This is a genomic window from Nonomuraea composti (genome assembly GCF_012034275.1).
GTDB lineage: Bacteria > Actinomycetota > Actinomycetes > Streptosporangiales > Streptosporangiaceae > Nonomuraea > Nonomuraea composti.
Map to the genome: position 1 here is coordinate 1 of NZ_JAATEP010000130.1, position 3,326 is coordinate 3,326.

The 3,326-nt window shown below is 68.0% G+C and carries 1 pseudogene; it reads right to left on the bottom strand.

Annotated elements, in window-relative coordinates:
• Positions 1–3,326: pseudogene (locus tag HCN51_RS57585) on the bottom strand (RHS repeat protein); the annotation flags it as partial.

Genomic DNA, 3,326 nt, shown 5'->3' on the forward strand with positions numbered 1-3,326 from the left:
CGGTCACCGCGCCGCCCGGGGCGGTCCAGGAGGTAAGCCGACCAGCATGGTCGTAAGTGTAGGTGTTGGCTCCTGCTCCTGCGGTGCCTGTAGTGGTTTTGGTGGTGAGATTGTCGTCTTTGTCCCACCCGTAAGCGATCTTGGCGAGCTGGGTGCCCGAGCCGTTCGTCAGCGTCTGGCTCCTGACCCGGTCCATGTCGTCGTACTCGAGGGTTTGGGTACTGGCCGTGCCGCTGGTGGCGGTGATGGTCTTCAGCCGGCTGGCCAGGTCGTAGCCGTAGGTGAGGGTGCGGCTGGTGACCGGGTCGGTGGCGGTCTTGAGCCGATTGGCGGTGTCGTAGGTGAAGGTGGCGGTGCCGGAGGCGTCGATACGCTGGAGCGGAGCGCCGAGCCCGTCGTAGGTGTAGGCGGTCTCCTGCATGGTGCCACGGGAGACCTTCAGGGGCAGGCCGCGGTCATTGTAGTCAATGGTCAGGTCACCGGCGGCAGTGCGGCGGCCGGCCAGGTCGTAGCCGAACGTGCGCTCGGCCGTGGCGGCGCCACCGCCCGCACCACTCTCCTTGGTGAGCCGGCCCAGATCGTCGAAGGTACGGTCGATGCGCACCCCGCCGGGCTGGATGGTAGCGGTCGGGCGGCCGGCCGCGTCGTAGATGTGCGTCCAGGTACGGTCGGCCTCATCCGGGTGCTGACTGGTGGCGGGCTCTATGACCTTCTCGGCCAGGCCGAGGCTGTTGTAACCGGTCCAGGTGACGTTGCCGCGCCCGTCGGTGATCCGGGTACGTGCGCCGGTGGCGTCGTAGCCGAAACTGGTCGTGATCGACTCGGTGGCCGTGACCGGTTCGACGAGGGAAGTGAGCCGGTTCAGCGCGTCGAAGGTCTGCCGGGTGACGTGACCCTCCGGTGAGGTGGCGCTGACCTGGTTGCCTGCCAGGTCGTAGCCGTACCCGTAGGTGCGCAGTTCCGTCTCGACGGTGCCGTCGGTCTTCAGGTGCACGTCCTTGGCCGTGGTCTTGCGGCCGGCCAGGTCGTATGCGGCGATGCTGGCGTTACGGTTCGGGTCGGTGCTCTGGGTCAGGCGACCAGCCAAGTCGTACGTCATGGTGCTGGTGCCTGCCGGGTCGGTCACCTTGGTGATCTCACCAGCCGCGTTGACCTCGAAGCTGGTGGTCTTGGTGGCCGTGCCCTGGCCGGGGACGATCTGCTTGATCAGCCGGCCGGCGTCGTCGTACTCCATCTTGGTGGTGTAGGCGGCGCTGGCGGGCTTGCGCTCGATCTGGGTGGCGGTGATCTGCCTGCCCAGGTCGTCGTAGGTGGCCGTGGTCCGGGCGCCGGTCGGATCGACGGTGGCGAGCTTTTCGCCGGCCATGGTGTACTCGATCACCCGTGTGCCGGGCGTCTGGCCGTCGGCGGGGGCGGGGTCGGTGACGCGGACCTGCCGGCCGAGTTGGTCATAGTCGTAGGTGGTGACGTTGCCGAGCGGGTCGGTGCTGCTGATGAGCTGTCCGGCCTTGTCGTAGGCATGCTCGACGGTCGAGGTGAGCGCGCTGCCGCCGGGCGGAGTGTAGGCGGGTGCGGTGGTGCTGGTCAGCCGGTCGGCCTTGTCATAGACCGAGGTGACGGTGCGTCCTTCTGCGTCGCGCTGGTGGGTCTGGTTGCCGACTGTGTCGTAGCCGACCAGCGCCGTCGGACGGGCCGGAGCAGCGGTGCCGTTCTTGTCCACCTGCACCTGGGGCGCCTTGGTCTCCACCAGCCGGTCCGCGATGTCGTAGCGCAGCGTGGTGGTGTAGTCGGCGGCGTTCGCACCGGCGGCGTTGCCGCGCGGATCCGTAGCGGCGACGGGCAATCCGCGGTCGTCGTAGTCGGTGGTGGTGACGATGTCCTGGGCGCCGTTCTCGACGGTCTGCTTCGTCTGCTGGTTCAGCTTGTTGTAGGCGAAGCTGGTGGTTTCGGTGCGGCCGCCACCAGCCGCAGTGCGGGTGGTCGTGGTGACGTTGCCGTTGGCGTCGTAGCCGAATGCGGTGACCCGCTCCAGCCCGTCCGGATCCAGCACCTGAGCGGTCAGCCGGCTGGCCTGGTCGTAGTCGAAGAGCGTGACGAGCTCTGCGCCGTTCGCCTGGATGCCGTTGATCTGCACGGTCAGGTTGCCGGCCGGGTCGTACTCCTCGGCCTTGATGAGCACATCGCGGGGTGTGGCAGTGGGGCTGTTCAGCTTGGCCCCGACCGCGATCTGCTCCTTGAGCCGGTTGTCCGTCCAGTAGGTGTTCTTGGAGGTGCGGCCCATCACGTCCACGATCGAAACCAGGCGCCCGCCCGGGTCGTAGCTGCGGGTTTCCAGCAGGACGTCCTTGGCCGCCTGCGGATTGACCGGGCTGCCGGTCCATCCCTTCAGCGTGCTGGTGTACAGCTCGCCGCGTTCGGTGTAGGTCTGCTCGATGACGGTGCCGCGGGCGTCGGTGGTGCGGACGACCTGGCCACGGTGGTTCCACTCCTGCCGGGCGAGGCCGCCTTCGGGGCCGGTGACGGAGTCCTGGCGGCCGTGCGCGTCGTAGGTGTAGGTGGTGGTGCGCTCCGGGTCGCCGCCGGTCAGGTCGGCGATCGTCTGCGTCAGCGGGTTGCCGTCCGGGTCGTAGGTGGTGCGGGTCTGCGCCGTGTGGGTGACGCCGCTGATCTCGTTCTTCACTCCAGGGGCGGTGCTGGAGGTCAGGCGGTTCCAGCCGTCGTAGGCGAAGGTGGTCTTCGCGCCGTCCGGGACCGCGTCCGAGATGCGCGTGCTGACGATCATGCGGCCCAGCACGTCGTGGTCCAGCTTGGTGACCGCCCCTTCGGGGTTGGTCTGCTCGGCCAGATCACCGGCCGCGGTGTAACGGTAGGTCCAGGTGTTGCCGCGGGCGTCGGTCTTGCTCTTCGTCAGTCCGGCCGGGGTGGTGCCGCCGCCCACCGCCGCTTCAGTGCCGTCGGTGTAGGCGATGCTTTCTGAGCGGCCCTGCGGGAAGTCGTCCGTCGCCGGGGTGGTGATCTTGGTCTGCTCGCCGAAGCTGTTGTATTCGGTGGTGGTGGCGTGGGTGGGGTCGGTGTCGCTGGCCGAGCGGCCGTCCCGGTAAGCGGTCACCTGGTCGTTGCGCGGGTCGAACGGGTCGTTCTCGTTGACGTGGTACGTCCAGTATTCGATCGCGCACTCCCCCGGTGCCCGGCAGTACTGCCGGCCCAGGGTGTTGCCGCGCTTGTCCTGGTAGATCTCGTTGGCGATGTCGTTCTTGTCGATCACCTTGGTCAGGAAGCCGGCCTGGTCGTACTCGTGCCAGGTGGTCTTCCCGAGTTGGTCGGTG